At 66.4% G+C, this 23,752-nt stretch carries 15 protein-coding genes; 7 read left to right on the top strand and 8 right to left on the bottom strand.

Going from position 1 to position 23,752, the window contains the following annotated elements:
• Positions 1–12: 12 nt before the first annotated feature.
• Positions 13–1,485, bottom strand: coding sequence for a Fe-S cluster assembly protein SufB (sufB, locus tag AB4Z10_RS13735; RefSeq protein ID WP_441470940.1), 1,473 nt, complete (start codon positions 1,483–1,485; stop codon positions 13–15).
• 60 nt (positions 1,486–1,545) lie between these two features.
• Positions 1,546–2,751 (bottom strand): cysteine desulfurase family protein, encoded by a 1,206-nt coding sequence (locus AB4Z10_RS13730; RefSeq protein WP_441471086.1) that lies wholly within the window; start codon positions 2,749–2,751, stop codon positions 1,546–1,548.
• 293 nt (positions 2,752–3,044) lie between these two features.
• On the opposite strand from AB4Z10_RS13730, the gene AB4Z10_RS13725 reads away from it, so the two are divergent.
• Positions 3,045–3,716, top strand: coding sequence for an alpha/beta hydrolase (locus AB4Z10_RS13725; RefSeq protein ID WP_149129147.1), 672 nt, complete (start codon positions 3,045–3,047; stop codon positions 3,714–3,716).
• Between the two features lie 9 nt (positions 3,717–3,725).
• Here the strand turns inward: AB4Z10_RS13725 and gcvA are convergent, their stop codons facing one another.
• Positions 3,726–4,673, bottom strand: a complete 948-nt coding sequence (gene gcvA, locus AB4Z10_RS13720) for a transcriptional regulator GcvA (RefSeq protein WP_441470939.1) — start codon at positions 4,671–4,673, stop codon at positions 3,726–3,728.
• Between the two features lie 128 nt (positions 4,674–4,801).
• Between gcvA and AB4Z10_RS13715 the strand changes: the two genes are divergently transcribed.
• Together AB4Z10_RS13715 and tyrS are read left to right on the top strand one after the other, a co-directional pair.
• Positions 4,802–5,029, top strand: coding sequence for a DUF1127 domain-containing protein (locus tag AB4Z10_RS13715; RefSeq protein ID WP_441470938.1), 228 nt, complete (start codon positions 4,802–4,804; stop codon positions 5,027–5,029).
• A gap of 191 nt (positions 5,030–5,220) precedes the next feature.
• The gene (tyrS, locus tag AB4Z10_RS13710; protein WP_441470937.1) at positions 5,221–6,474 is read left to right on the top strand and encodes a tyrosine--tRNA ligase; all 1,254 of its coding nucleotides are present in this window, start codon (positions 5,221–5,223) and stop codon (positions 6,472–6,474) included.
• 15 nt (positions 6,475–6,489) lie between these two features.
• On the opposite strand, the gene AB4Z10_RS13705 is transcribed toward tyrS, so the two are convergent.
• Complete coding sequence (locus AB4Z10_RS13705; RefSeq protein WP_441470936.1) at positions 6,490–9,843, bottom strand: hypothetical protein; 3,354 nt, start codon at positions 9,841–9,843, stop codon at positions 6,490–6,492.
• A gap of 311 nt (positions 9,844–10,154) precedes the next feature.
• Between AB4Z10_RS13705 and AB4Z10_RS13700 the strand changes: the two genes are divergently transcribed.
• Positions 10,155–10,619: a peroxiredoxin gene (locus AB4Z10_RS13700; protein WP_441470935.1), complete on the top strand. Its 465-nt coding sequence runs from the start codon at positions 10,155–10,157 to the stop codon at positions 10,617–10,619.
• 82 nt (positions 10,620–10,701) lie between these two features.
• The gene (locus AB4Z10_RS13695; protein ID WP_441470934.1) at positions 10,702–12,009 is read left to right on the top strand and encodes a M23 family metallopeptidase; all 1,308 of its coding nucleotides are present in this window, start codon (positions 10,702–10,704) and stop codon (positions 12,007–12,009) included.
• A gap of 74 nt (positions 12,010–12,083) precedes the next feature.
• On the opposite strand, the gene prfB is transcribed toward AB4Z10_RS13695, so the two are convergent.
• The 3 genes from prfB to AB4Z10_RS13680 form a co-directional block, all read right to left on the bottom strand.
• Positions 12,084–13,212 (bottom strand): peptide chain release factor 2 gene (gene prfB, locus AB4Z10_RS13690; protein WP_441470933.1). Its coding sequence is split into 2 segments (ribosomal slippage): positions 12,084–13,142 and positions 13,144–13,212, totalling 1,128 coding nucleotides; the frame shifts between segments, so codons are not numbered across the junction.
• Positions 13,213–13,377: 165 nt separating this feature from the next.
• Positions 13,378–15,825 carry a penicillin-binding protein 1A gene (locus tag AB4Z10_RS13685; protein WP_441470932.1) on the bottom strand — a complete coding sequence of 816 codons (2,448 nt, stop codon included), beginning with the start codon at positions 15,823–15,825 and terminating at the stop codon, positions 13,378–13,380.
• 386 nt (positions 15,826–16,211) lie between these two features.
• A complete protein-coding gene (locus AB4Z10_RS13680; RefSeq protein WP_441470931.1) occupies positions 16,212–17,477 on the bottom strand; it encodes an N-acetylmuramoyl-L-alanine amidase in 1,266 nt (421 codons plus the stop codon).
• Between the two features lie 639 nt (positions 17,478–18,116).
• On the opposite strand from AB4Z10_RS13680, the gene AB4Z10_RS13675 reads away from it, so the two are divergent.
• The gene (locus AB4Z10_RS13675; RefSeq protein WP_441470930.1) at positions 18,117–20,897 is read left to right on the top strand and encodes an Rne/Rng family ribonuclease; all 2,781 of its coding nucleotides are present in this window, start codon (positions 18,117–18,119) and stop codon (positions 20,895–20,897) included.
• Between the two features lie 134 nt (positions 20,898–21,031).
• Positions 21,032–21,385: a hypothetical protein gene (locus tag AB4Z10_RS13670; RefSeq protein ID WP_441470929.1), complete on the top strand. Its 354-nt coding sequence runs from the start codon at positions 21,032–21,034 to the stop codon at positions 21,383–21,385.
• Between the two features lie 53 nt (positions 21,386–21,438).
• Here AB4Z10_RS13670 and AB4Z10_RS13665 read toward each other — a convergent pair whose 3' ends face one another.
• Positions 21,439–23,751, bottom strand: coding sequence for a mechanosensitive ion channel family protein (locus tag AB4Z10_RS13665; protein ID WP_441470928.1), 2,313 nt, complete (start codon positions 23,749–23,751; stop codon positions 21,439–21,441).
• Between the last annotated feature and the right edge of the window lies 1 nt (position 23,752).

Raw genomic sequence — 23,752 nt, 5'->3', positions numbered from 1 at the left:
AACGATCGGGCGTCAGCCCACGGAGCCTTCAAGGGAAATGGTGATCAGCTTCTGCGCCTCGACGGCGAACTCCATCGGGAGCTGCTGCAGCACCTCCTTGACGAAGCCGTTGACGATCAGCGCCACCGCCTCCTCCTCGGAAAGACCGCGCTGCTGGCAGTAGAACATCTGGTCCTCTCCGATCTTCGAGGTCGTGGCCTCGTGCTCGAAGATCGCCGTCGCGGTCTTGGCCTCGATATAGGGGATCGTGTGCGCGCCGCACTGGTCGCCGATCAGCAGCGAGTCGCAGTTGGTGAAGTTGCGCGCGCCGGTCGCCTTGCGATGGGCCGAGACCATGCCGCGATAGGTCGAGTCCGACTTGCCGGCCGCGATGCCCTTGGCGATGATCTTCGAGGTCGTGTTCTTGCCGAGATGCAGCATCTTCGTGCCGCTATCGACCTGCTGTGCCCCGTTGGATACCGCGATCGAGTAGAACTCGCCGCGCGATCCGTCGCCGCGCAGGATGCAGGACGGATATTTCCAGGTGATCGCCGAGCCGGTCTCGACCTGCGTCCACGAGATCTTCGAATTCCTGCCGCGGCAATCGCCGCGCTTGGTCACGAAGTTGTAGATGCCGCCCTTGCCGTCGGCGTCGCCGGGATACCAGTTCTGTACGGTCGAGTACTTGATCTCGGCGTCGTCCAGCGCGATCAGCTCGACCACGGCGGCGTGAAGCTGGTTCTCGTCGCGCTTGGGCGCCGTGCAGCCTTCGAGATAGCTCACATAGGAGCCTTCGTCGGCGATGATGAGCGTGCGCTCGAACTGGCCGGTGTTCTGCTCGTTGATGCGGAAATAGGTCGACAGCTCCATCGGGCAGCGCACGCCCTTGGGGATGTAGACGAAGGAGCCGTCGGTGAAGACCGCGCTGTTGAGCGTGGCGAAATAGTTGTCCGTCACCGGCACGACGCTGGCGAGGTACTTCTTCACCAGCTCCGGATGCTCCTGGATGGCCTCCGAGATCGAGCAGAAGATCACACCGGCCTTGGCGAGCTCCTCCTTGAAGGTCGTCACCACCGAGACGGAATCGAACACCGCATCGACCGCGACGCGGTTCTCCGGCGCGACGCCGGCGAGAATCTCCTGCTCGCGCAGCGGTATGCCGAGCTTCTTGTAGGTATCCAGAATCGCCGGATCGACCTCGTCGAGGGACTTCGGCGAAGCGCCCTTCTTGGGCGCGGCATAGTAATAGAGGTCCTGATAATCGATCGGCGGATAGTTCACGCGCGACCAGGTCGGCTCGATCATGGTCTTCCAGCGGCGGAAGGCGTCCAGCCGCCATGCGAGCATCCATTCCGGCTCGTTCTTGCGGGCCGAGATGTAGCGGACCGTGTCCTCGGTCAGGCCCTTGGCCGGCTTCTCGACCTCGATCTCGGTGACGAAGCCATATTTGTACTCGGTCACGTCAATCGACTTGACCTGATCGATGGTCTCCTGGACCGCTGCCATGCTCAGTCTCCAGTCGCGGGTTCAAGGGCCCGCCGGTTCAGTCTTCGTGTTGCGGAACGCTCAGGCGGCAGCCCGGGCGCTCCGATCGGTGTCCGCGGCCACGAGCTTGCCGTAGGCCGCGAGGAAAAGGTCGATATCTGCCTCGCAGGTGGTCCATCCGAGCGAGGCCCGCAAGGCCCCTGCGCTCATGGCGGGGTCGATTTTCATCGCGTCGAGCACATGCGAACGCTTGACCTTGCCCGAGGAGCAGGCCGAGCCGGAGGACAGCGCGGCCCCGGCCAGATCGAGCTTGATCAGCACGGTCTCGGCCTTGAGGCCCGGCGTCGCGAAGGCGCTGGTGTTGGGCAGGCGTGGCGCAGCGCGGCCGAAGATCGCCGTCTCCGGCGAGAGAGTGGCCAGCCCTGCTTCCAGGCGGTCGCGCAGGTTCGCGACGCGCTCCGCCTCTTCAACGAGACGCTCGCGCGCGACTTCAGCTGCGGCACCGAAGCCGATGATTCCCGGGAGATTTTCGGTTCCCGCGCGCCAGCCGCGCTCCTGCCCACCGCCGCGCATTGGCTTGTCGGCGAGTTCGAGCGCACCAGTGCGGAAGACAATTGCGCCGACGCCCTTCGGACCCCCGATCTTGTGCGCCGAGAGCGTCAGCACGTCGGCGCCAACAGCCATGATGTCGATGGCGATCTTGCCGGCCGCCTGCACGGCGTCGCTGTGCAGCAAGCCGCCATGGCGATGCACGATCTCGGCGGCGTCGGCGATCGGCTGGACGACTCCGGTCTCGTTATTGGCGAGATGGATCGAGACCAACGCCCGCGCGCCAGGACTATCCGCCACGAAACGCGCCAGCCGCTCGTCGAGCCAGCCCAGATCGATCACGCCATTGCCGTCAACCGGCATCGCCTCGGCGGCACCGGAGGGGAAACGATGCCCCTCGCGCACACAGGCGTGCTCGGTCGCGCTATGAAGCAGCAGCGAGGCGGGCGTCCGCACGCAGTCGCGCCCGCCATCGCAATCCATCAGGCCGGGCGAAAGCACCGTGACATTGGCCTCGGTCCCGCCGCTGGTGAACACGACGTTCGACGCCTTGGCCCCGACGAGCGCCGCGACCTGCTCACGCGCGCGTTCCAGCGCGCCGCGCGCAGCCCGCCCCTCGCCATGAACGGAAGACGGATTGCCCGGCAGCGAAAGAGCATGCGCGACCGCCTTCAACACCTCCGGTCGGACCGGGGTGGTGGCGTTGTGGTCGAGATAGGCACGCCCCGCCGTCACGATCCTTCCTGCTCCATCATCGTCATTGCCCGGCTCGTCGATACGAAATGCTTGAAATCGCACCTGTGCGCCGTGCTATAGCCGCCCATCCGAACCGGCCGGAACGGTCGAGACGCGGTCCGCTCAAGCGATCCACCGTTTTGTTCTCGACTTGTTCACGGCTGTTAGAACTATTCTAAGCGCTCTTTATCTAGGGCGCGCATGGTGGCGTCGTCAAGGGCGGCCGGGTTTCGAGCAGGCATGCGCCCGCTTTCTGCCCGCCCGTGCCGGCGTCCCCGACAGGAAGCGGTGAGACGATGCCAGAGGTGATTTTCAACGGGCCGGCAGGTCGTATCGAGGGCCGCTATCAGCCCGCCAAGAAGCGCGGTGCGCCGCTGGCGATCATCCTGCACCCGCACCCGCAATTCGGCGGGACGATGAACAACCAGATCGTCTACAATCTGTTCTACACCTTCGTGAACCGCGGTTTCTCGGCGCTGCGCTTCAATTTCCGCGGCGTCGGCCGCAGCCAGGGCCAGTTCGACCACGGCGCCGGCGAGCTCTCGGACGCGGCCGCCGCGCTCGACTGGATGCAGGCGCTCAACCCCGAGGCCAAGAGCTGCTGGATCGCCGGCGTCTCCTTCGGCGCCTGGATCGGCATGCAGCTGCTGATGCGCCGCCCGGAGATCGAGGGCTTCCTCTCGATCGCGGCAATGGCCAACCGCTACGACTTCTCCTTCCTGGCGCCCTGCCCGTCCTCGGGCCTGTTCGTCCATGGCTCCGAGGATCGCGTCGCCCCGGTGAAGGAGGTGATGGCGGTGATCGAGAAGGTGAAGACCCAGAAGGGCATCCAGATCGAGCATGCCGTGGTCGACGGCGCGAACCACTTCTTCGACGGCCGCGTCGAGCAGCTCATGGAGCAGGTCGGCGTCTATCTTGACCGGAAGGTCGGCCCCGAGATCCTCAAGTCCGAGCAGGAACAGGCCTGACCCGGAGGCTCAGACCGCCGGGACGGTAACGCCCCGGCTTCCGGCGAGAACGGGCAGCTTCATGCAGGCTGCCCGGGCTTCCGCCAGAACCCAGTCGCGGAACAGCCTGATCTTGCGCTCGCGCTGGCGCTCCTGCGGGTAGACGACCCAATAGGAACGCTCGTCGCGAACGGCATGGTCGATGGCGAAGACCAGCCGCCCGGCTGCGATGTCGTAGGCGAAGAGCTCCGGTATCGCCATCGCGACGCCATGCCCGCGCAGCGCCGCCTGAATGCTCATCGCCTGCATCTGCAGCGCCATCGTCGCGCGCCCACCGAGCTTGGGCACGTCGACGCCGACATCGGCGAACCAGCTCTTCCAGCAGATATCCATCGGGCTCAGCATCGGCGCCCGCAGCAGGTCCCGGGGCTCGCGCAGCTGCAGCTGCTCGCGCAGCTCGGGCGTGCATAGCGGCGCGTAATGACAGGCAAACAGCCGTTCCGCCACGAGGCCGGGCCATTCCCCCCGCCCGTACCGCAATGCGAGATCAACCGATTCCGTCGCAAAATTGACGAGGTGCTCTGTCGTTCCCACCCGCACCTCGAATTGCGGATTCTCGACCTGGAACTGGGCCAGGCGCGGCGACAGCCAGGTGATCGCCATGGTCTGCAGCGAGGAGATCGTCAGGACGGCCTGGTTCTCCTCGCACAGCCCGCGAAACACGGTGCCTATATCGAAGAGCGCCTTTGCAACGGGCCCGGCGAGCCGCTGGCCGATCGCCGTCAGAACAACCTGGCGCGGTTGGCGCACGAACAGCGCCGCACCGACGCGATCCTCGAGCAACCGGATCTGATAGCTCACCGCGGCCTGCGTCATGCCAAGCTCCTCAGCCGCGCGGGTGAAGTTCTGGTGGCGCGCCGCGGCCTCGAAGACGCGGACCGCTGCAAGGGGCGGAAGCTTCGGTGGCGGTGGATGCATGGGCATGCCGAAGCATAAGCTGTCTTTATGGCAGATGACAATCTTCCGCTTTGTGACGGCGCCGCGGCTCGTCCAGATTCGAACTCACATCAGCGGGCGCCGCCGCCCGCCTTCCCGAGGGTCGGATCATGACTTGTCTGTCGCAAACGGCACCGCTCGCTCCGCAGAGCGGCGCTTCCTTCCCGCTCGGCTGGCTGCTGGTCTGGCGGCGCCACTTCGCTGCCGCCCGGGCGCAGCGCTATCTCGCAACGCTCGACGATCGTGCCCTCTGCGATCTCGGACTGTCGCGCGAGATCGTCGACCCGCCGCGCCCATCCGCCCCTGCGGCGCTCTGGCTCAACCGCGTCCCAGGGTAAGCCAGCAGGTGCTCCTGCCGCAAAAGCGGTTTCCACTTTGGCTGAACATGCTGGATCGCCTGGTGTCCTGTCGGGCGCAAAGTGGCGATCCAGCTCTTTGTTTGGCATCGGATTTTCCGAAAAGTGGTTTCCACTTTTCGGTCCATGCTCTAGACGACGGCGGAACGACATTCACCAGATCGCAAGCCGCCATGACCACCTACAAGTCCGATTTCCTGCGCGTGCTCGACGAGCGCGGCCTCATCCATCAGGTCTCCGATCCGGCGGGCCTCGATGCTCTGTGCCGGCAGGGAACCCAGACGGCCTATGTCGGCTATGACGCGACAGCGACCAGCATCCATATCGGCAACCTGATCTCGCTGACGATGCTCTACTGGTTCCAGGAGACCGGCCACCGCCCGATCACGCTGATGGGCGGCGGCACCTCCATGGTGGGCGACCCCTCGTTCCGCGACGATCAGCGCAAGCTGCTCACGGTCGAGGAGATCGCCAGCAATATCGAGAGCATCAAGCGGGTCTTCGGCCGCATCCTGCTCTATGGCGACGGGCCGACCGACGCGATGATGGCCAACAATGCCGACTGGCTGCTGAAGCTGAACTATGTCGAGTTCCTGCGCGATGTCGGCCGGCATTTCTCGGTCAACCGCATGCTGTCCTTCGATTCGGTGAAGCTCCGGCTCGACCGCGAGCAGTCTCTGTCCTTCCTCGAATTCAACTACATGATCATGCAGGGCTACGACTTCGTCGAGCTCAACCGCCGCTATGGCTGCCGTCTGCAGATGGGCGGCTCCGACCAGTGGGGCAACATCATCAACGGCGTCGATCTCTCGCACCGGATGGGCGGCCCGCAGCTCTACTGCGTGACGACCCCGCTGCTGACGACCTCCTCCGGCGCCAAGATGGGCAAGACAGCCAACGGCGCGGTCTGGCTCAATGCCGACGTCTTCAGCCCCTATGATTTCTGGCAGTATTTCCGCAACACCGAGGACGCCGATGTCGGCCGCTTCCTCAAGGTGTTCACCCGGCTGCCGCTGGACGAGATCGCCAGACTCGCCGCGCTCGGTGGGGCCGAGCTGAACGAGGCGAAGAAGATTCTCGCCACCGAGATCACCGCGATCGTCCATGGCCGCGAGGCGGCGGAAGCCGCCGCCGAGACCGCGCGCAAGACCTTCGAAGAAGGCGCGCTCGCGGCCGACCTGCCGAGCGTCGCGATCGCCCGGGCCGAGATCGAGCCGGGCGTCGGGGTGCTGACCGCCTTCGTCAAGGCGGGGCTGGTGCCCTCCACCGGCGAGGCCCGCCGCCAGGTCAAGGCCGGCGGCCTGCGCGTCAACGACGTGGTCGTAACGGATGAGCGCGCTTTGCTCGGGCTCTCCGACCTGTCGTCGGAAGGCGTGATCAAGCTCTCCTTCGGCAAGAAGAAGCACATCCTGTTGCGGCCCGAATAGGCCGCAGCACGTCGCTCAGCGTCGCGGCGCCTCGCCCGGCTGGACCGGGCGTTGCGCCGGCGCGCCGCCGAGCGGATCGACGAAGCGGCGCAGGATGCCGGGTGCGATTGCAGAGAGCGGATTGATCGTCATGGTCGGCGCGCTGGCCGGGCCCGAAATCCGGAAGTTCACGGCGAAGAGACCGCCATACTGGCTGCCGCCGCCGAGCAAGGCGCCGACCACCGGCACTTGGGCGAAGGCGTTGTTGAAGGCATAGCCTGGCACGAAGGTGCCACCGATATCGACGCGGTCACGCCCATAGTCGACATGGCCCTGCAGGGTGAAACCGACCTGCTGGCCCCAGATCACCATCTCGGAAACGTCGAGCCGGCTGGTCGAGCGGGTGAACTCCGCCTTGAGCTTGGTGAAGGCGACCTCGGAGGTGTCGATACGCTGCTCCTCGGGGCGATCCCCCGAGAAGGCGTTTGCGGATTGAGCACCGACCACGCGACGCAGGGCCGGCTCGTCGCGTACGATGAAGTTCCGGAACATCAGATCGCCGCTCTGGCTTGCTCCCGACCCCATGGTCAGGACGAGATCGCCGCCATGGGCCTTGTTGTAGAGATCGAGGAAGCGCAGGAGCGAGCCGCCGTTCTCGGATTGAACGACAAGGCGCTCACCCTGCCGGCCCTGGCGCGCCGTCACATCGGCCTTGCCGATCCGCCCCTGGAAGTTTGCCGACCGCACCTCGCCGCTCCGCTTGGAGAGCTTGAGCGTGCCGTTGGTAATGGCCTCGTTGTTGAAGCCGGTCAGGATCGGCACATCGAGATCGATGTCGTAGTCGCTATCCTTCGGCCCCGCCTTGTCTGCGCCCCTGGATGGAGGGGCAGCGCCCTGGATATCCTTGATGAAGGGGCGCAGATCCGCCACGGCGCCGCGCACCGCGAGCTTGGTGACATTGCCGTCCCGCTTCACGTCGAGCTTCAGATTGTCGCCGGGAGAGATCCGGAACTGCGAGAGGCTGGCGGCGTCGAGGCCGTTCTGCCTGTTCAGCTCCACCCGCCCCTTGATCAGGGCAGGCGCTGCATCGAGCGTGAAGTCCTCCAGGTCGGGCCCGTCGGCACTGGAGACATAGAGGAAGCTGAGCTTGCCGGGCCGGCCAGCAGGCTTGCTCAGGCCGGGAACGACGCCATCGAGCGCCACCTTGGTCAGATCGATCTCGATGCGCGGCGGCCCATCGCCGCCCTTGCCGAGAAGCTTCGTGACCTTCACGGGGAGCGTGCCCGAAATACCTGAATCCGCGCCGAGTCCACGCCGCTGCCGAGCGGCGGCGTCCAGGTTGAGTTGCAGCGTGGCTTCGCCCTGCCCCTTGCCGTTCTGCTTCAGCTCGATGGTGCCCTTGTCGCCGCCGATGCGTGCATCGCCGCGCAGGGCAAGACCGTTGCGGTCGACATTGACGGAAAGATTGCCGCCTTCCAGCCTCTCCGTTCCAAGAAGCGTATCCGAACTGACATTCGTCAGCGTTCCCGCGCCGGTGACGGTGATTTCGTCCGGCTTGAGATCATGTGCGAGCGGCAGCGCGATGGTGACCTTCAGATCGCTCGCGCCCTTGATGGCGCCGGGGTCGATCTGTCCGAGATTGAAATCCTTGAGGGCCGGAAAGGCGAAGAGCGCGGCCAGCGCGTCCATCGAGCCCTGCGAACGAAAGCCGATGCGGCCCGGGGCTCGATGTACGGCGTAGTCGGGCATGGCGAAGCTGCCTTCGCTGAGCTGCAACTGCCGTCCATTGCCGAGCTCGGCGGTGGCATTGCCGATCGCCAGTTGCACGGTCCGCCCCGTCACCTTGCCGGTGACGGTGGCATCCGCCAGCGGCGGCAGGCCGGGATCGGGCAGATAGCGGACCTGATTGGCATCGATCACGACCGAAAGGGCGCCGTCCGGCAGGCCGTGGCCGCGGATCAGGCGGGCATGATCGGCCGCCGGCAGGTCGAGATCGACGGACAGCGACTTCATCCGGCCGGCTGCGAGCTGATGGTGCAGGGTCTGATGCACCTGGGGGGTGGTGAACTCGGGCCAGATCGCGAGCAGCGCCCGCACGTCGGAATCGCTCGCCTTGATCGCGAAGCGCTGCAGCGGGGATTCGCCTTGCTTCTGGATATAGGCGGTCATGTCGACGGTCGCGGCAGGTCCGCGGATCGCTGCCTGCTCGATCGTCACCGTAGCGTTCGCCGGGTCGATCTTGAGCGCTGCCTTCAGGCTATCGATCCGAACGGCGGCATCCGTCGCATCGAGGCCGGCGAGCTGACCCCTGGCGTCGAGGGCAAGCCGCCAGGCCCCATCGTCGGTGCGTAGAGAGCCGGTCGCGGTCAGTTGCGTCGCTCCGGCCTTGAACTCGGCCTTCTGGATGTCGAGCTGCGTGAGATCGGCGCCGCTCGCCAGTTCGAGATGAACGGAATCGACCGCCAGCGGCGGCATCGGCCCGTCCGGGAAGCGGACATGGCCGGCATGGACATCGATCTGCGCCGTGATCGACTTGTGCCCGTCCGGCGTCTGGCGGAGCGTCGCCTTGCCCTGGAGCGGCAAGCCTTCCAGGCTCACCCCGGTGCCCAAAGCCAGCGCCACGATCTCCGCGGGCTCGAAGCGCAGGATGTTGATGTCGGCCCGCTGCGTTCCATCGGCCTCCGTCGACAGATCGACGGCGATGTCCTTCCAGCGCTGGCCGGTGCGCCCCTTCATCGTCAGGCGGGTTCCGCGCTCGCCGGAGCGCGTGAGCCTGATCTCGACATCCTCGAGGCCGGCCTTCAGGCGACCATCGGGATCGACGAGCGCCAGGCGCGCACCGTTCATGCCGGCGGTCTCCAGCGAACCAAGCAATCCGTCGCCGCGCGCCAGCATCGAGATCGCGCCCATGATGCCGGTGAAGGCGTTCCATTGCGCGGCGTCTGGCAGTGCCGGTGTCGGCGGGGTCTCGGCAGGCGCCGAGTCTGCATTGACGACGAGGACGCCTTCCTTGTTGACGCCGAGGCGGACATTGACCCCGCGCAGATCGACCGAAACCAGCCGGATATCGCCCTTGAGGAGAGCGAGCGGCTCGTAGCCGAGAACCGCTTCAGGGGCGCGGATGATGGCGCCGCTGGCATGGCGGAAGAGGACTTGACGAACCTTGAGCTGCGAATGTCCGTCGGTCCGGCTGAGTTCCGCCGATGCGGCCTCGACTTCCCAGCCCGGCCCCAGCCGCTCCTCGATCGCTGCGGAGATACGCCCCTCGAGGCCCGACAACGGGACGATGCCGGTCGCCAGAAGCGTGACCGCCGCGCCTGCCAGAACCACAATGGCCACCGTGATCGCGACGCAGATCGTCGCGAGCCCGGCTTTCGCGCGGCGCTTCACGATCTCGACTTCACAGGCTTCGCGCTCGGGCTGCGCTTCCGCTCGCCCCGAAGCCGTGGCCCCTACTTCCTCATCCGCCAAGATGCGCGTGGTCCTTTTCGGCGCCGGGCATCGGCCTGCCGCAGAGTGCGTCTGTTCGCCTCTTGCCGCAATCCCGCCAGACGGCATGCATGTCGATGAGGCCAGACGAAGCGATTCGGCAATCCGGAAAGGACGTGCCACATGCTTCGCTGACCGATGGTATCGCCGGCCTGCCTTGTCGTGTTCGGCGGTCCATGCAGTGAGAAGGCGACAAAAGGAAGGCAACGGCCATGACATTGCAGGAAGGAGATCCGGCGCCCGATTTCAGGCTGCCGCGCGACGGCGGCGGCGAGGTCGGTCTGTCGGAGCTGCGCGGCCGGAAGGTCGCTCTCTACGCCTATCCGAAGGACAACACCCCGGGATGCACCGAGGAAGCGATCGCCTTCAACCGCCTGCGCCAGGCCTTCGCGGATTGCGGCACGGAGATTATCGGCGTCTCCCCGGATTCCGTGCAACGTCACGGCAATTTCAAGCGCAAATATGAGCTGGATTTCGCGCTGCTGGCCGACGAGGAGCAGAAGCTCGCTTCCGCCTACGGCATCTGGGTCGAGAAGAGCCTGTATGGCCGAAAGTACATGGGGATCGAGCGATCGACATTTCTGATCGACGCCGAGGGCCGCCTCGCCCGCATCTGGCGCAAGGTCAAGGTCGCCGGCCATGCCGAGGAAGTGCTGGCGGCCGCTCGGGCCTTGTGAGCCGGCTCCGTCCGAATTTGCGAAAGATTAACCCTAACGATCTCTAATCGCGGCATCGGCAGCGTTCTTTCCGGTTCCGCGTATGCATCATCAGTCACAAACGGGCCCAGCTCTCTCGACCGTCGGCCTGGTCACCCACAAGACCTACACGATCCGCCGCTCTACGATGGTCGCCGGGCTGGCGTGGCTCGCCCTGACCACGGCCTGCTCCGGCGGCGCCGGCTGGTACATCCTCAGCCGGGACGATCTCGCCGCCCGGCTGATCGCCCGCGAAACGACCCGCCAATACGCCTATGAGGACCGAATCGCCGCCCTGCGCGCCGATATCGACCGCTATGCCAGCCGCGCCCTGCTCGACCAGGACGGTGTCGAAACCCGCGTCGACGAGCTTGCGACCCGGCAGGCGGAACTCGAATCGCGCCAGTCGCTCGTCGCCGCCCTCGCCGACACGCTTCAATCCAGCGGCCTCGTGCCGGCCGTGAAGCTGCCGCTGCGCGCGAACGTCATCAAGCCGGGCGAGCCGATCCGCGCCTCGGGCGTCACGAGTTTCGCGCCGATCATGCCGAGCAAGCCGATGCCCGCGCCGGAAGCGCCGCCGCTGCGTGGCGCCGACGCCAACGCGGCCGAGGGCTGGCAGTCGGGCGAGGCACCGGCCGAGCCGCCCGCGAAGCGCGTCGAAGCAACCCTGACCCGGCTCGACAAGGCCATGGCCAGCACGACCGAAGCTCAGATCGTCGCGTTGAAGGATATGGACGAAACGCTGGCCGCCACTCAGAAGCGGCTCCGCAGCGCATTGGCGGAAACCGGCCTCGACGCCGAGCGCCTCACGCCTCCGGACAGCGCAGGAGGCGTCGGCGGACCCTTCGTCCCGGTCAAGCTGGACCCCGCCGCCGGCCCCTTCGAGGCGACGCTGGCCGCCCTGCAGCCGCGCATGGCCTCGGTCATGCGCCTGCGCGGCGTCATCGATCAGCTCCCCCTCGCCCGGCCGATGGCCGGCGACCACGATTTCACATCCAATTTCGGCTACCGGACCGACCCCTTCACCCGGGGCCTCGCCATGCATACGGGCGTCGACTTCCGCGCCGAGACTGGCTCGTCGATCCTCGCCACGGCGCCCGGCAAGGTCGTCGCGGCGGAGTACAATGGCGGCTACGGCAACATGGTCGAAGTCGAGCACGCCAACGGCCTGAGCACGCGCTACGCCCATATGTCGGCGATCTCGGTCTCGGTCGGGCAGACGGTCAAGGCCGGCACGGTGGTCGGCCGGGTCGGCTCGACCGGCCGCTCGACCGGGCCGCATCTGCACTACGAGACCCGGATCAACGACGAACCGGTCGACCCGACACGGTTCCTGCGGGCTGGCGGCAAGCTCTTCGCCAACGCACTCTGAGCCTCTGATCCAATGAAAAAGCCGCGCAACCTGCGCGGCTTTTTCTGTTTGGACCGTGGGAAACGGAGCAAGGCTCAGTCGATATCCTCGACCTCGACCTCCGTGCCGTAGACGCGCTGGGCCAGCGACGCCTCCATGAAGGGATCGAGATCGCCGTCGAGCACCTCCGAAGGCGCCGTTGAGCTCACGCCGGTGCGCAGGTCCTTCACGAGCTGATAGGGCTGCAGCACATAGGAGCGGATCTGGTGGCCCCAGCCGATATCGGTCTTGGAAGCCTGCTCGGCGTTGGCCTTCTCTTCGCGTTTCTTCAGCTCGACCTCGTAGAGGCGAGCGCGCAGCATTTCCCAGGCCTTGGCCCGGTTCTTGTGCTGCGAGCGCTCCTGCTGGCAGGCGACCGCGATGCCGCTGGGAATATGCGTGATGCGCACCGCGGAATCGGTCGTGTTGATGTGCTGCCCACCGGCGCCCTGGGCGCGGTAGGTGTCGATCCGGCAGTCCGACTCCTTCACATCGATGACGATGCGGTCGTCGACGACCGGATAGACCCAGACCGACGCAAACGAGGTCTGCCGCCGCGCATTCGAATCGAAGGGCGAGATGCGCACGAGCCGGTGCACGCCGGATTCGGTCTTCAGCCAGCCATAGGCGTTGTGCCCCTTGAACTGGAGCGTCGCCGATTTGATGCCGGCGGTATCGCCGTCCTGGTATTCGAGCGTCTCGACCTTGAACTTCCGCCGTTCGCCCCAGCGCCGGTACATGCGCAGCAGCATCTCGGCCCAGTCCTGGCTCTCGGTGCCGCCGGCGCCGGGATGGATCTCGACATAGGTGTCGAGCATATCGGCTTCGCCGGAGAGCAGAGTCTCGACCTGAAGGCGCGCCGATTCGTCCTGAATGGCCTTGATCGCCTGCTCGCCCTCGGTGACGGTGGCGTCGTCCTCCTCCATCTCGCCGAGTTCGATCAGCGTCAGCGCATCGTCGAGATCACGCTCGAGCTTGCTGATGCCTTCGATCTGGGTTTCCAGCGAGGTCCGCTCGCGCATCAGCTTCTGCGCGGCTTCGGCATCGTTCCAGAAATCGGGGCCCTCGGAGAGAGCGTTGAGTTCCGCTAGGCGGCGCTGGGCTTGATCCCAGTCAAAGATGCCTCCTCAGCAGTCCGATCGACTGCTTGGCGTTGTCGAGTTGCGTCTGGATTTCGGGGCGCATGATTCCGTCGAAACGTCCTTGTGATCTGTGTTCGAGGGCTGAGATAGGGGGGAATGCGCCGGCTGTAAACGCCCGCGCCGAGGCGAGTTGCAAGAGCGTGCCTGGTCCAGGGAATGCAAAATGCCCGGAGCATCGCTCCGGGCATCGAAAAGTCCCGTGCCGGCGTCAGTAGAGGCCGCCGGTTCCCGAGCCGATGGCGCGCCCGCCGCCGCCGGGGCCGACGGAAAGCGGCGCGCTGCCGTCACCCGCCGCGCCGATCACCGAATAGCTGTCCGGAGGGGCGGTGCCGGGCTTGAAGGCTTCGAGGATGCCGCCCTCGCCGCCGGCCCGCATGCCGGTCCTCGGGTCGACGCGGATCAGCTTGATGCCGGCCGGCACACGGAACGGCGTGGCCGGCTTGTCCTTCAGCGCGACCGTCATGAAGTCGCGGAAGATCGGCGCGGCATACTGGCCGGCGGTGGCCGAAGTGCCGAGCGATTTCGGCTTGTCGAAGCCCATATAGACGCCGACCGCGAGATCCGGCGAGAAGCCGACGAACCAGACGTCCTTGGCGTCGTTGGTCGTGCCGGTCTTGCCAGCGAGCGGCTTGCCGACCGACTTCACCACTGTCGCAGTGCCGGCGTTGACGACGCCTTCCAGGATCGAGACCATCTGATACGCGGTCAGCGGATCGAGCACCTGCTCGCGGTTGTCGACCAGGCGCGGCTCCGACTGGTTCGCCCATTTGTCGGCATTGCAGCCTTCGCAGACGCGCTGATCGTGACGATAGATGGTCGTGCCGGTGCGGTCCTGGATGCGGTCGATCAGGGTCGGACGGATGCGACGGCCGCCATTGACCAGCATCGAATAGCCGGCGGTCATGCGCATCACCGTCGTCTCGCCGGCGCCGAGCGACATCGACAGCACGGGCTGAAGATCGTCATAGATGCCGAAGCGGCGGGCATATTCCGCGATCAGCGGCATGCCGACATCCTTGGCGAGGCGCACCGTCATCAGGTTCTTCGAGAACTGGATGCCGTAGCGCAGCGTGCGCGGGCCGGTCGACTTGCCGTCGAAATTCTCTGGCCGCCACATGCCGAGCCCCGGCCCCTGATCGATCTCGATCGGCGCGTCCAGGATGATGCTGGACGGGGTGTAGCCGTTGTCGAGCGCGGTCGCGTAGACGAAGGGCTTGAACGACGAACCGGGCTGCCGCAGCGCCTGCGTCGCGCGGTTGAACTCCGACTGGTCATGCGAGAAGCCGCCGACCATGGCGAGCACACGGCCCGAGAACGGGTCCATCACCACGATGGCGCCGTTGACCTCCGGGAGCTGACGCAGGCGCACATAGCCGGGCCGGCTGTCGATCGGCTCGACATAGACGACGTCGCCGGCCGAGACGGCCTGGGAGACGCGCGCGCGGCGCGTCCACTTGATGCCGTCGGCAGCAAGGGTGACGGTCTGGCGCTCCTTGTTGAGATGGCCGGCATTGTCGCGCAGCGGATGCAGGCCGAGCTTGGCGCTGTCACCGCTGGATTCGAGCACGACGGCAAGCCGCCAGGGTGCGACGTCGCCGAGGACCGGCAATTCGCCAACCGCGGCGCCCCAATCGCGGCCGATATCGAGCTTCTGGATCGCGCCGCGCCAGCCGCGCGCCTCGTCGAAGCGCACGAGACCGTCGACCAGCGCCTTGCGTGCCATCAACTGCGTCTTGGGATCGACGGTGGCGCGCACCGACAGGCCGCCTTCGAGCAGCTTCTTCTCGCCGTAACGGTCCTGAAGCTCGCGCCGAATCTCCTCGGCGAAATAGCCGGCGGCGATCTGATTCGGTGAAACCGTGCGCGGATTGACGCCGAGCGGCTGCTTCTTCGCGTCCTCGGCGACCTCGCGCTTGACGTAGCCGTTCTCGACCATGCGGTCGATCACGTAGTTGCGGCGCTCGATCGCGCGGTCGCGGTTGCGGAAGGGATGCAGATCGGAGGGCGCCTTCGGCAGGGCGGCGAGGTAAGCCGCCTCCTGCAGGTTGAGCTCATGGACCGACTTGCCGAAATAGTTCAGCGCGGCAGCGGCGATGCCATAGCTGCCCTGCCCCGGCGCCGGCGCGCCGAGATAGATCTCGTTCAAGTAGAGCTCGAGAATCTTGTCCTTGGAGTAGGTCGATTCGAGCTTCAGCGCGACGAGCGCCTCGCGGATCTTGCGCTCGATCGACTGCTCGGGGCTCAGGAAGAAGTTCTTCGCCACCTGCTGGGTGATGGTCGAGGCGCCCTGCGGCCGGCGATTGGCGCTGCGGTTACGGTAGTTGGAGATCGCGGCGCGGACCAGGCCTTCGGGATCGACGCCCATATGCTTGTAGAAGTTCTTGTCCTCGGCCGAGATATAGGCGTCGACGACGAGCTTCGGCACGGCCTGAATCGGCAGGTAGAGACGGCGCTCGCGGGCATATTCGGCGATCAGGCTGCCGTCGCCCGCATGCACGCGGGTCATCACCGGCGGCTCGTAGTTCCGGAGCTGGGCGTAGTCGGGCAGGTCTTGCGAATAATGCCAGATCAGGCCGCCGGCCAAGGCAGCAACGATCACGAAGGCGATCGCACCGGCGGCGAACAACCATCCGAAGATTCGCAGAATGAACCGCATCTCAGGCCTTGGACCCCATCTTTGCCACCCGGCGGGCGCCAAATCGGGGCGCGTCGCAAATCAGAGCTATAACATGACGTAGATGGCGGAACCGTGGCCTTGAGACCACATTTCGCATGATCCGACAATGGGTCGGAACGAAGCGGTTCCACCGCAATACTGGAGCCCCCGCCGATCAGATTGCACTGCAATCCGATCGAATCATCCGCTCTCCATCGATATGTGATCGATATGTGAAAGACGGATTGGCCGATCGGGTCGTTTCAACCTGACCGGATCCGGTTCCAGAGCATTTTCGCGCTTCTGCGAATCGCAGAGCTGCCCCGTTTCGTCGTTTGATCGCGTTTTCTTCACGCGAACCGGCATTCACCTCGCCCGAAAACGCGCTAGTTGCGATTCTCCGCAGCCTTGCCGACGGAGGCGCGCGCTCTCGCGAAATACTCGTCGACAGCAGCGGAAACCGCCGCCACGGCCTTGTCGCGCCATTCTGGGGAATTGAGCAGTTCGGCATCCTTCGGGCTCGACATATAGCCGAGCTCGATCAGCACCGAGGGCACGTCCGGCGCGCTCAGCACCCAGAAGCGCGCCGAGCGCAGCGGGATCTTGTGCATCTTGATCGAGCCGCCGAGCTTGTCGACGAGGTTGCGGGCGAAGACGCCGGTGAAGGTCCGCGTCTCGCGTCGCGCGAGATCCATCAGAATGCCGGCGACATCCTGCACTTCCTCGCGCGTCTCCAGGCCTGCGGCGGCATCCGCCTCGTTTTCCTTGGCGGCGAGCTTGGCGGCCTCGGCGTCGGTCGCCCGTTCGGAGCGGGTATAGACTGTGGCCCCGCGCACATCCTGCGCCTGCATCAGCGAATCGGCATGGATCGAGATGAACAGGTCCGCCTGCTCACTGCGCCCCGTCTGCACCCGGTCCGAGAGCGAGACGAAGCGGTCGTCGTCGCGGGTCATCACGACGCGATAGCGGCCGGATGCTTCAAGCAGCTCCCTGAGCGCCTTGCCGAAGGCCAGCACGACAGATTTCTCGGAGATGGAAGCGACCATGGTGCCGGGGTCGATGCCGCCATGGCCGGGGTCGATGACGACGATTCGGCGTGTCTCGCCGGGCGGCTTGACGGCAGGGATCGCCGGTGCCGGCGTCTCCTGCGCCTTCTTTGTCTTGGCCGCTTCGGCGAGGAAATCGGCGCGCGCGGTCTTCTTCAATTCGATCGTGAGTTCGCCGAAGCCGCCGCGCACGGGCTTCACCTCGGTCCTGGCGATCGTGGCCGGCTGCGAGAGATCGATGATGATTCGGGCCTTGTCGGCAGTGAAGAGGCCGTAGCGATAGGCACTGACGAAGCCGGCCGTCTTCCTGGCATTCCCCTGGATCTGGAAATTGGTCGACGGCATCTCGACGATGACGCGGTCGGGCGATGCCTGCACCCAGGCCTCCACTTCCACAATCGAGGACAGCGTCATGGTCAGGCGCACGCTTTCGCCGCTCTGCTCGAGGCGAGCGTCGGTCGCGACCGGATACTCGGTCTGCGGCTTGCTCTCGCTGCGGGCCGGCGCAGAGGCGAGCGCGAGCCCGCACGCAAAGGCGATGAGGGCAGCGCCCCGCAGGAAACCGCGGGACGACCGACCTTCAGGGCCCTGAACAGCGTGGCGCATGCGCAAAAACAGCTGGAAAATCCCGTTTGATGTCACCAAGGCTTAACCATAACGGGGGTGAAATCTTAAGAGGCGGTTACCACCTCTTATGGAGGGCGTGAACCGCTTGGGGACGGGGTCGGCGAAATGCGGCCGTCATGTGACTTGCAAATCACCATCACCTGTCTGTAATGGAATTGGCTGCCCGTCAGCCTGCCCATGGGACACACCCGGATCGAGCGATCCGTCGGCGTCCGGTCAGGCTGTGCCACCTTCTCCCTCGGGAGCGGCGGCGGGATAGCCGCAACGGATCGTCCGCAGACGGTTGGTATGGGGATTGCGAGTGTTCTGCGCCCCACCTTGTCTCGCGAGCGTGCAAACGCGATGGGCCGGCCGCCAGGCAGGCACATCGCAGGTCAGGACAGATGACGGGGCATAAGACGACGCTAGCACCTCAGGTGAACCGTCCGAACCTGCGGGACCGCGCCGGGCTTCAAGCCCGAGCGGGTGTCCCGAACCGTATTCCTGTTCAGGCCAGTCTTTCCCACCTCCTGCAACATGCCGGCTCGTTCCGGCCTTCACGCGGCGCCCCTGCACGCGACGGCGGATTGTCATCCGTAGCCGCGCCTGCACCGGCGACCGCGCCAATGGAAGTTTCATATGGCCAACAAGATGCTTATCGATGCCACCCACCCGGAGGAGACCCGGGTCGTGGTGGTCCGCGGATCCCGCGTCGAAGAGTTTGATTTCGAATCCGCCAGCCGGAAGCCGCTCCGCGGCAATATCTATCTCGCCAAGGTGACGCGCGTGGAGCCGTCGCTCCAGGCTGCCTTCGTCGAATATGGCGGCAACCGGCACGGATTCCTCGCCTTCTCCGAAATCCACCCCGACTACTACCAGATTCCGGTCGCCGACCGGCAGGCGCTCATCGACGACGAGGCGCGGGCCGAGCGTGACGAGGAGCGCGACGAGGAGCGCCGCGAGAAGCGCGGCCGGCGCGATCGCCGCCGTGGCGGAGACCGCGACAATCGCGCGAAGAAGGCTGTCGCCGACGAGACCGTCTCGGCCGAGGTCGAGGCGAATGGCGAGGACGCCGAGGAGCGTGTCGAGACCGACGGCAAGGAAGCCGCCATGGTCAACGAGGGCGCGCCGGCCTTCGGCGAGTACTTCGCCCCGGCGGTTGCCGAATCGACGACCGAGGACGCCGCCGAGAATGCCGCGCCGCTGACCTTCGAGACGGTCGAGACGACCGACTCGGCTCATGAGGCTTCCGCCGAAGACGCCGAGGCTTCGGAAGTCGAGGCCCGCAAGCCTTCCGAGGACGAAGGCTCCGAGGACGGCGACGACGAGGAAAACGGCGACGAGGCCGACGAGCAGCCGGAGCAGCTCGGCGGCGGCGACGCCCTCGACGACATGCCGGAGCGCCCGCACCGCCAGTCGCGCCGCCAGTACAAGATCCAGGAGGTGATCAAGCGCCGCCAGATCATCCTGGTCCAGGTCGTCAAGGAAGAGCGCGGCAACAAGGGCGCGGCGCTCACCACCTATCTCTCGCTCGCCGGCCGCTATTCGGTGCTGATGCCGAACACCGGCAAGGGCGGCGGCATCTCGCGCAAGATTACCAACGCCGAGGATCGCAAGCGCCTGAAGGAAATCGCCCAGGAGCTCGAGGTTCCGGAGGGGATGGGCCTCATCCTGCGCACGGCCGGCGCCTCGCGCACCAAGGTCGAGATCCGGCGCGACTACGAATACCTGATGCGGATGTGGGAGAGCGTGCGCGAGCTGACGCTCGCCTCGGTCGCGCCCGCGCTGGTCTATGAGGAGGGCAACCTCGTCAAGCGCTCGATTCGTGACCTCTACAACAAGGACATCGACGAGGTTCACGTCGCCGGCGAGACGGCCTATCGCGAGGCCAAGGACTTCATGCGCATGCTCATGCCGAGCCATGCCAAGAGCGTGAAGCCCTATCGCGACCAGACCCCGCTCTTCGCCGCCTTCGGCGTCGAGAGCCAGCTCGACGCTATGTTCTCCAATACCGTGACGCTGAAGTCCGGCGGCTATCTGGTCATCAACCAGACGGAAGCGCTGGTCGCGATCGACATCAACTCGGGCCGCTCGACCCGCGAGCACAACATCGAGGACACTGCGCTCAAGACCAATCTCGAAGCGGCGGAAGAGATCGCAAGGCAGCTCAGGCTGCGCGACCTCGCCGGTCTCATCGTGATCGATTTCATCGACATGGAGGAGAACCGGAACAACCGCGCCGTCGAGAAGAAGCTGAAGGAGTGCCTGAAGGACGACCGCGCCCGCATCCAGGTCGGCCGCATCTCCGCCTTCGGTCTGCTGGAGATGTCGCGCCAGCGCATCCGCACCGGCGTGCTGGAGAGCTCCTCGGTGCCCTGCCCGCACTGCGCCGGCGCCGGCATGATCCGCTCGACGCCGTCCGTCGCGCTGCAGATCCTGCGCGCGCTGGAGGAGACGCTGATCAAGAGCGCCTCGCACAACCTGACCGTCCGCACCCGGCCGGAGGTCGCGCTCTACGTCCTCAACCAGAAGCGCGCCCATCTCACCGATCTCGAGAACCGGTTCGCCATCGCGATCACGATCTCGACCGATCCGAACCTGCTAGGCACTCGCTACTTCGAGGTCGAGCGCGGCGAGTTCGTCGGCAATGAAGGTCGCGTGATCCCGACCGGCTTCAAGGCCGAAGCCATCGCCTCCGATGTCGATGACGAGGCGCTGGACGCTGCTGCTGAGGCTGCCGCTCTCGACGCCGAGACCGGCGACAACGAGACGACCGCCGGCGAAGCCCAGGGCGAACGCGGCGAAGGCGACCGCGAGAATCGCCGCCGCCGCCGTCGCCGCCGTCGTCGGCGTGGCGGAGAGCGCGACGACCAGGGCCAGCAGCTCGACGCGGGCCAGGACGCCGAGGGTGATGAGGGCGAGGAGGGAGACGACGCGGCCGAGGGCGCGGATGTCGAGGTCATTGCCGAGGCCGTGATCGAGGCGCCTGTCGCCGAAGCCGCGCCGGAACCGGCCGCCGAAGAGGCGGCATCTGCCGAGCCGGCGAAGCCGAAGCGCAGCCGCGCCCGCAAGCCGAAGGCTGAGGCCGCCAAGGAGGCCGAAGACAAGGCTGAGACGGTCACGGCGGAAGCCGCGCCTGCGGAGAAGCCGAAGCGCAGCCGCTCGCGCAAGAAGGTCGTGCCGATCACCGAAGGCGGGGAAGCAGCCGCGGACACCGCTCCGGCCCCCGCTGAGGCGCAGCCTGAAGCCGTAACGGAAGCCGCCGAGGAAGCCGCGGCCCCGGCCGAGCCCGCTGCAGCGCCCGAGCCGGCCCCCGCGCCCGCCCCGGCCGAGGAGCCCGTCGCGGTCGTGCTGACGGAGCCGGACCCGAACCGGCCGAAGCGCGGCGGCTGGTGGAACAGGCTCGCCGGCCGCTCCTGAGCGCCCGGTTTCCGAACGGTAGATAACGAAGCCCGCCGCCACCCGCGGCGGGCTTTGTTTTTCGCGGTGCTTGGCAGCCTGGCGCCGGCTCGGCATTGTGGTCGATGGATGATCGCCGAGCCGGGAAGAAGCCGATGCAGCCGCCTCGAAACAGGGAACGTGACGTTCTCCTCCTCCTGTGCGCGATCGGGCTGCTCGGTCTGGCCTATCTCGCCTGGTGCGCCATAGGCTGGTTCGGCGTCGGGCTCCTCGGCCTCCTCGTCGTCTTCCTCGCAGTCAGGATCGAACTCGAAGGCAATCGGCCGATCGGCCCGCAAATGACGCCCGATCTCCACGCCAGCCAGTATCGCGCCGAGGCGGGTTTCGACCACGCCGAGCGCGCAAATCGTAGCGCTGAACGTGGCGTCGTCGCCAGCACGGCCCGCCTCGCCAGTCTGTTCGGGGGCGGACTGACTGTCGTGGGATTCGGCCTGTTCTTCTTGCTCTAGCCGTTCCGATCAGCTTTCACCGCGAGCCGATCGGCGAACCCGTCTCTCGCCTATCAGCTCGCTGCCGGCGCCAGCGGGGTCGGCGGCGGCACCGTCGAGATCGCGGCGGCAGCTTGGCTCTGCGCTCCTCCCTCGCCGCCGCGCACGGTGACGGCGTTGGAAGCGAAGGGAATGTGCGCCTCGTTCAACGCGCGATAGACGCGCTTGAGCGCCTCGCGCTGCAGCATCGACGCCTGATTGGGCTTGCCGGTGAATTTCAGCCGGACCACGATCGCCTGGTCGGTAATATCCGCCACACCCTGCATCTTGAGCGGCGCGATGAAGTGAGGCCCGTATTCGGGGTCCTCCAGCAAGGCGAGGCCAACCTTCTTGATGGCCTTGCGCGCCTGCTCGAGATCGGCGGAATGGTCGAGGCGGACATTGAACTTCACTGTCGCCCAGTCGCGGCTGGCATTGGTCAGCGACTGGACCTGGCCGAAGGGCACGGTGTGGATCTGCCCGCTCTGATGGCGCAGCTGCATCGAGCGCAGCGAGATCTTCTCGACCGTGCCCTTGAGCCGGCCGGTATCGACATATTCGCCGACGCGGAAGGCATCTTCGAGCATGAAGAACACGCCCGAGACGATGTCGCGCACCAGGGCCTGCGAGCCGAAGGAAATCGCGAGGCCGAGAATACCGAAACCTGCCAGCAGCGGACCGATATCAACGCCCAGGCGCGAGAGCACCACCAGGACGGTGAGGCCGAGCACGGCGCCGAGCACGACGCCGCGCAGCACCGGCAGCACGGTGGCCAGACGGCTCGGCACGTCCTCCTCATGCGCGACGTCCTCATCGGCGGGGCCGACCACGCGGTGTCGCGGCGCATAGGCATCGAAGAACGCGTGCAGGAAGACCAGGGCCACCCAGCCGACGAAGGCGAACACCGCGACGCCGCCAGTCTGGCGCATGACGGCAGCGAACTGCGCCGAACTGACACCAAGCAGAAGCCCCGCCCAGAGGCGCGCAAGGATGAAGAAGCCGGCCGCCCAGATCAACCCGACGGCGGCGGCCCGCAAAGCGGCACCGGTGGCGCGCAGCACGGGTGTTACGCCCTGCTCCGCCTCGCGCCGCGCCGCGCGGCAACGGAGCAGACTGGCGACACCGACGGCAACGATGGGGACGATGATGAGCGCAGCCTGCGACAGGGCCGACGCTTCGGCCCAACGCCCGCCGTTCGACATCATCGCCGCGCCGCTGCTGACCATCCAGAGCACGACCGTCGTCGCCATGTAGAACCATGCCGCTCCTGCCGCCATCAAACGTCGGATCGGCCCGGGCTCGGACGAGCCGGACAGGACCAGCGCCGCGAGATCGTGCCGCGCATCGTGGAACCACCAGAGCTTGAACAGCGTGACGAAAAGACCGGTGAGCGCGATGAGCCCGGTGACTGGCCGCGGGCCCGAACTGACCTGATTGGCCAGCAGGATGCCCGTCACGATCAATGGCGTCACGACGGAGTAGACGGCGAGCAGCCGGAAATGCCGCTCGGCGCGCGGCAGTGGCATGATGCGGCGTTCGGGGGTGCCCGGCGAGAGCAGGAACCGGCCGACCGCGATATAGATGGCGCCGATCGCGGCTCCGTTGGCGCCAATCGACAGCGCGATGTTCGCAAGGTCGCTGTCGGGGAGCCAGGCGTTGCGGGCGATCCGCACCACGGCAAGAGCCAGCAGGATCGCCGCGACATCCTGGAGCAGCCCCCAGGACGAGGCGATGAGGCGGGGGGTGAACTCCGGCCCCGCAGGCTGGCGCTTGCGCCAGAACCATCGGGCCGTCGCGATCCGGAACGCGAGGGCGACGGCGAGCGCGAGGCAGATGATCCCGAAGACGCGCCAGCCGGCCGTCGGACCCTCCCGGCCATTGAGATTACGCTGCCAGGACTGGTCCCAGTCGGCCGGCAGTTCGCCGATCGCGGGAATCGAGGTGCTGCCATATTCGACGCCGTCGACGAAACGGTCGACGAGCGCGTTGACTTCGGCCTGGAAGCCCTCCTCATCCGTCATCGACAGCGCAGGCGCGGGAGTTGCCGCAGACGGCTTTGCCTTGCCCGGGGTCTCCTTCGGGAGCGCCGCGGGCGGCGCGGTCGGCACGCCGCCCACCCGGATCTCCACTGGCCGGCCCGACAGCGCATCGACCATCCTGCGGATGGTTTCGGGCGTCTCGTCGCCGCGAAGGTTGAGGACGACCGGGGCCTCGGTTTCGGCGCGCGCCGTCCCGATCAAGCCGAAGGCGAGCAGGAGGGCGACCGAAACGAGCGCAGAGATCAGGATCGCTGAGGACAGCGCCGAAAAGCGCCTCGCAGAAGCCCTGCCGGCTGCAGCGACGTCCATG

This window comes from Allobosea sp. RAF48 (assembly GCF_052114025.1).
Lineage (GTDB): Bacteria > Pseudomonadota > Alphaproteobacteria > Rhizobiales > Beijerinckiaceae > Allobosea.
This window is presented reverse-complemented; position numbering and strand designations above follow the sequence as displayed.